Source organism: Tistrella bauzanensis, assembly GCF_014636235.1.
Taxonomy (GTDB): domain Bacteria; phylum Pseudomonadota; class Alphaproteobacteria; order Tistrellales; family Tistrellaceae; genus Tistrella; species Tistrella bauzanensis.
In genome coordinates this window covers 1-6347 of record NZ_BMDZ01000125.1, presented here as the reverse complement: position 1 = coordinate 6347, position 6347 = coordinate 1, and the positions used below count along the sequence as shown (strand labels likewise).

At 54.9% G+C, this 6347-nt stretch carries 4 protein-coding genes and 1 pseudogene; 1 reads left to right on the top strand and 4 read right to left on the bottom strand.

Annotation, left to right across the window (positions count from 1 at the left end; all coding sequences use genetic code 11):
- Positions 1 to 86 precede the first annotated feature (86 nt).
- A complete protein-coding gene (locus IEW15_RS24620) occupies positions 87 to 2018 on the bottom strand; it encodes a class I adenylate-forming enzyme family protein (RefSeq protein WP_188583051.1) in 1932 nt (643 codons plus the stop codon).
- 76 nt (positions 2019 to 2094) lie between these two features.
- Between IEW15_RS24620 and IEW15_RS24615 the strand changes: the two are divergent.
- Positions 2095 to 2528, top strand: a pseudogene (locus IEW15_RS24615) (transposase); the annotation flags it as partial.
- Between the two features lie 26 nt (positions 2529 to 2554).
- Here IEW15_RS24615 and IEW15_RS24610 read toward each other — a convergent pair.
- The 3 genes from IEW15_RS24610 to IEW15_RS24600 are packed head-to-tail and all read right to left on the bottom strand — an operon-like array spanning position 2555 to position 6078.
- Entirely contained in the window at positions 2555 to 3817 is a 1263-nt protein-coding gene (locus IEW15_RS24610) for a thiolase family protein (RefSeq protein WP_188583049.1), read from the bottom strand.
- A 15-nt stretch (positions 3818 to 3832) separates the two neighbouring features.
- Positions 3833 to 5068, bottom strand: coding sequence for a cytochrome P450 (locus IEW15_RS24605; protein ID WP_188583047.1), 1236 nt, complete (start codon positions 5066 to 5068; stop codon positions 3833 to 3835).
- Positions 5069 to 5091: 23 nt separating this feature from the next.
- On the bottom strand, positions 5092 to 6078 hold the full coding sequence (locus IEW15_RS24600; protein WP_188583045.1) for a PDR/VanB family oxidoreductase: 987 nt from the start codon (positions 6076 to 6078) through the stop codon (positions 5092 to 5094).
- Positions 6079 to 6347: the final 269 nt, after the last annotated feature.

Genomic DNA, 6347 nt, shown 5'->3' with positions numbered 1-6347 from the left:
TCAGGCGCCGGCCGCAGGCTCAAGGGCGGATCTCACTGCGATCGCGACACATTCCGAAGACCCATTCTGCAACAGGCTCCTAAGGTCTATGTGTCGAATCTCGACTCTGCAGGTTTTAGCATCTGGACAATTCCAGTTCTTTGGATACATTGCCTCGCCAGTTCGCCGAGTTGATTATTTTTCTCAAGCGCGATCAGTATGGCATTGGGCGTGTAGAGCGTGCCATCGATATTCAGATGCGCTTTGTCTTTTATCTCTACAGCAATACTGTTGAAGAAGCCATGAAACTGTTCTACGGCAGGGTCAGCAACCTCTTCCAATTGGCTCCATAGGTCTACCAGTGACGGCTTGAGTGTTTTGCCCGCCGGATTGGTAGGGATGGACTTTGCGATGACTACATATTCAGGCAATTCATAATTGGCCAAGTGCTGGCGGCAATGCTCTCTGATCTCTTGCACAGAGAGAGTCTGATCCGGTTTGGCGACCACTACGGCCTTGACGCGCTCAGAGAATACATGATCAGGTACGCCCACTACAGCTGCACTGAGTACTTTCTCGTGCATATATAGCTTGTTCTCTACCTCGATGCAATACACATTCTGCCCACCCCGTACGATCATGTCCTTCTTGCGGTCCAGAAGCCACAAGTAACCCTCATCGTCAATTTTTGCCCAATCACCGGAAAGTACGTAGCCGTCCTTTCTGAATACTTCTCGCGTGCGTTCAGGCTGCTGCCAATAACCGGCATTTGTTTGCTGTCCTTTGTAGGCGACCTCTCCGATGGATCCGGGCTCGGTGAGCTCATTGCCGTCATTGTCGAAAACGGTGATTTCCGTGTTTGGGGTGGCAAGACCGCAACTGGTGATTTTCCGAAAAGCGTCTGCGGTGGGTAGGGCAAAGCCTAGGGCTGTGCTTTCAGAAACAGAGCCAGCGTTGACAATCGCTTGTGGCTCAAACGCCTTTGCTAACTGGTTGATGAAGGTAGCCGATGCAGCATGGCCGCCAAATGCGATTTTCTTGAGGGAAGTGCAATCACGCTGCTTAAATTCGCCTTGATTCATGATCATCCACAGCATGATTGGCGCGGCTACACACCAGGTGGCTTTTTCGGCTTCGATGATGCGGATGGCCTCCACCGGGTTGAACGCCCTCATCACCACGCATTTTCCTCCGGTGACCAGGGCAGGCAGAAAGTCACAGTAAACAGCCGTGTTGTGATAGAGCGGAGGCATGCAGATATTGATGTCCGCGGGCGTGAGTCCATTGACCACATTGGGTACGTTCTGGGCACATCCCAGCGCGTTAATCTGCATGGCCATCGTGCCCTTTGGCGCTCCTGTGGTGCCGGAGGTGAAAGAGATGGCGCACAGGTCCCATTCATCCACCGTTTCGTTCACGAGCGGTTCCGCTTTCTTGTTCATGAGTGACAAAAATAGCGGAGCCCCTTCCTGCTCTATGCTCCCCGTGACAAAGACACTGCTGGGCATAGCAATCTTGTCCAGATTCGGCTGGATCTTGCCTGTCCATATCTCTGCTGACACCACCAGGCACCTGGCCTGTACCGCGTTTATCTGGGTGATTAAGCCTTCGGCACTGAGGCCAAGATTGACTGGCACAGCCACGCCTCCCAGCTTCTGCACGGCGAAGTAGCCGACCACGTAATCTAGGCACCCCGGTGAGAGTAAACACAGGCGGTCGCCTTTGGCGAAGTCATATTGGGTTCGCAGAGCGTTAGCGGCGTTGTTCACTCTCTCGGCAATTTCGCGCCAGGTGTAGCGGTCGCCTTCCGGATAAAACACATAGGCCTCTTGATCCCCAAAATGGGTCACATTTCTGTCAAACACCTCAGCAATGGAGGAAGCACGGTCTTTGTAAGCCCAAATCTCCATGCCCTCCCAAGCGATACCCCGGCCGAACGGCGCGCGTATACGCTCCACCCCCGCGCTCAGCGCAGGAGATATGTCGCGCCACGATCTGGCCATGCCCTTGGCTTCGCCCTGTACATTCCATGTGCTCATGGTTGTCTCCGTACGCCGGTCAAACCGGCGAATTGTTGTGAATGAAAGAGGCATACGTTATCTGACTGATGTCATCAGCCGCAAGGTCTACCCCGAACATCTGCGCCGTATTCGTTTCAAAAACCCCGAGACCGGAAAGACGCTGGTGTTCCTGACCAACAACTTCACCTTGCCGGCAGCCGCCATCGGCGCGCTCTACAAGAGCGCGCTGGCAGGTGGAACTGTTCTTCAAGTGGATCAAGCAGCATCTTCGTATACAAGAAGTTCTTCGGCAACACAGATAATGCGGTGCGCTCGCAAATCTGGATCGCCGTGTCGGTCTATGTCCTCGTCGCCATCATCAAGAAGCGCCTCAATCTGGACGCCTCGCTTTACACTTTGCTACAGATCCTGTCGGTCACCCTGTTCGAGAAGATGTCCTTGCAGCAAGCCTTCCCAGCCAGCGAGTACATTGCACCAGAGGTACATGCCTCGCGACCAACTGAATCCTTTCACTTTTTAACCGGATAGCAGCGCTTTTTTATCCCGACCCAAAACTAGCGTCGCAGGATCACGATCGAACAAGCGGCCTCATCAAAGCCCATTACGCCACCACCGTTCTCGGCTAGTCCAATGTCGGCTCCTTGCCTCTGGCGCTCGCCCGCTTCGCCACGTAGCTGGTTGGTGATTTCGTAGATCATTGACAAGCCGGTTGCGCCGATCGGGTGCCCCTTGGAAACCAAGCCGCCAGAAAGATTGATCGGTATCACTCCACCCAGCGCCGTGGCGCCTGATGCCACGAATGCACCACCTTTTCCCACTTCACAGAAGCCCAGCATCTCGGCCTGAAATATCTCGCCAAATGCGGTGGCGTCATGCACTTCGGCCACGCTTATATTAGCGGGCGTAAGCCCTGCTTTGACGTAGGCGCGCTGCGCTGCTACAGCGGACAGACTTGGCTCATCTAGTGCACGGTACTTTCCTCCGGTAAGCACGCTGGTGCACACCTTCACTGCGCGCTCCTGTACTACAGGGCTCTGTTGGCGCAGAAATGCACCCGAACACAGCAAAGCTGCAGCCGCGCCATCACCAATGGGGGCACACATGGAGCGGGTTAGTGGCCAGCTGATTTCGCGGTCGACGAGCACTTCCTGTGGTGTCATCCGGAAACGATACTGGGCCTTCGGATTGAGCGCACCCATGTCATGGTTCTTGGCCGCGCCGAAGGCAATCTGCTCGCGCGTTGTTCCCCAGGTTTTCATATGCCAAGCGGCCTGCATGGCGTAGGTATGCATAAAAACCGTAGCTTTGCCTGAGTCGGGTTCAAAGGCCTTACCCGCCTGTTCACCAGCGCGTTGGTAGTAACTCATCCATTCTTGGCGATCCAGCTGGTCAATGCCACCGTCAAAGATGCGCTGGGTAATACCCGCATCTTCTGGAAACCAGATTTTCTCGACCCCGATGGCCAGCGACAGTTGGCTCTGAGCCGAGAGAATGTCCTTCCAAGCGCCATGAAACGCCATGGATGCTGTGGCACAGCCGCCTTCGACATTGATAATCGGAGCGCGCTGAGGAAATAACCCCTCATTCACCAGCTGCGTAAAGCAAACCTGTCCGCGAATGCTGGACTGCCCGACGGCTCCCATACCGCAATTCCCGAACCATGCCTGCTCGATCTCCCCCCCATCCTGTAGACCTGCATCGGCCAGCACCTGCAGATACACGTCCCGAGTGAGTTGCTTGAAGCTGGTTTCAGCTAATCGCTGGAAAGGCGTGCAAGCGGTTCCGATCACATATACCTGATCATCATCGATTTTCATGCCAAGCTTCCCCTTTCAATCCAGATACAGAGGCAGCGTGGTAAGTCCCCGCATCACCAGCGCATCCATCCATTCGGCCTTTCCTGGCGCATATCGCAAGTTTGGAAAGCGCTTTACCAGCATGGAGAGACACACTTTGGCTTCCAATCGCGCCAACGGTGCGCCAAGGCAGAAGTGCAACCCTTGACCGAAGGTTAGATGCCGGTTGGGTGTGCGGCCTATGTCTAGCTCCTGCGGTCGTTCAAAACGGTTCGGGTCACGGTTGGCGGCATTGATCATGATGAACACACGCTCGCCCTTTTTGAACAGTTGTCCGCCTACCTCATGATCCACCGCCACTACACGAACGATGGAATTCACCGGACCGTCAAAGCGCAAAAATTCTTCCACCGCAGACTCAATCAATTCGGGGTGAGCCTGCAAGCGCTGCAACTGGTCGGGGTGATCAAGCAAGGCTTTGACTGCATTGCCAAGCAGGCTCGTTGTTGTTTCGTGACCACCGAACAGTACGAGCATGCAGGTGGCGACTAACTCGTCTTCGGTGAGACCATTACCATCTACGCTGGCTGCAATCATTTTGCTAATCACATCATCCGCCGGCTGTTCGCGTCGGCTCTGAATAATGCGGCGAAAATAGGCTGACATGTGATCGGCGCCACTGCGCGCACGAGTGTACTTGTCGGGCTCAGATTGTGCAGAGCCAATGAAAAGACGTAGATCGTCAGACCACACCTTGATCATCTGAAAATCGCTGCGAGGCACTGAGAGCATGTCCAAAATGACATATGCTGGCAGCAACACCGCCACTTCGCGCATGAAATCAACGGAGCCATCTGCGCAGCGGTTCTCGCGCATCTGATGGAAGAGGTGATCCACCGTGTCTGCGATGCTGTCCTGCATGCCTGCCACCAGCGCTGGCGTGAATACCGAGTTGAGTAACTTGCGGACGCGGGTGTGCTCGGGAGCAGCGCGAAAGACCAGCCACAAGTTTAGGTAGCGCATCACACCAGAAAGAATGTCGTGCCGCTCGTCTTTAAGTGATTCATAAAATGGCGTGAGCCGGTCGGACGACATGGCGGGTGCTATCGTCGCTTTGCGTACGTCGTCGTAGCGCGTGATCACCCAGCTTTTGAGCGTGCGGCTCCAATGTGCTGGGTCCTTGGCTTGAAGATATTCGTAGAACGGAAACGGATTTTCGCGAATCTCTGGGTCCGTTGGGTCGTAGTTTCGTGCGGCGACAGTAGAGGTCATGTGAGGTGTTTCCTTTCAGTTTTTCAAAGATCGAGCACCAGCCGTTGCGTTTGTGCGCGTGAGCAACAAGGTGTAAAACAGTCATTGCGTTCACGCTCTTCAGGCATCAAAAACTGATCGCGATGCTCTGGCACACCTTCCAGCACGGGGGTAAGGCATGAGCCGCATAAGCCTTGTTCGCAGGAGACAATGACGTCGATGCCCGCATCGGCCAGCGCCTTTACCGCGCTGCATCCATCAGGTACGAAGATGACGCGTCCGTCAGAACGCAGCTCGATCTCGAATGCTGTATCTGCATGGAACTCCTCCGTTGGCGCAGGAGCAAAGAGCTCTCTATGTATGCGCTCTGGTGCAATGCCGCGTGCCAGAAATACCTTTATCACTGCGCCCATAAAGTCCGCAGGTCCGCACACATACAGATGGCTTGAGGGTGTCACCGTACAGCTCAGCCGCTCCGCCAACGTAAGGCCAGCCGCATGGGCCTGGTTGTCCAGTGAAACCTGCGCTTGGACGACAACCGACGAATCCTGGAATGCCAATGCTTCTCGGGATCTTGCAAAGTAGTGGAGTGAGAAATCTACGTTGCGAGATCTCAGGGTTTCCGCCATGGAAAGCATGGGCGTAATACCAATGCCGCCAGCAACCAAAATTGCCGGCGCGTTCCCGGCGTGCAGCCGAAAATTATTGCGCGGCTCGCTTACCACCAGCTCTATGCCTGGTAACGCCTGCTGGTGTAGCCAATGGGAGCCTCCACGCCCTGCAATACCTTCATCTAGCACTGCAATACGCCATTCCTGGCATACCTCTTGCGGGTTGAGACTTGCCGCTCCGCACAGTGAATATTGGCGAATGGCGGCATTTCCAGTCACATCCTGTACATGTACATCAATATGCGCTCCAGCATCCCAATGTGGCAATGCAATGCCGTCAACCCTGCGCAAAGTCAGGGCCACCACATTCGCCGACTCTTGTTTGCGTTGACTCACCACCACCTTTAGCGTGGACAGCATAACTACTCCTTGACTGATGGATTGATGCGGTGCGCCATATGTCAGGCGGGGATTCAATCGAAGCAATTTGAGACTAGCAGCATTTCAGTTAACAAACAATCGTTTGGTTAATAGCCCAGGGCAACGGAGCCTGTTGCAGAATGGGCTCCAACCCTGTCGATGTCCGCTTGCCCCCGCGCTGCGGGGTGATTCCCTCGGGTGAGGTGACACATGACGGGGTCGGAGATGGCGAATTTCTATCGCGAGCCGGATCGGCGGCAGCGGTTCCT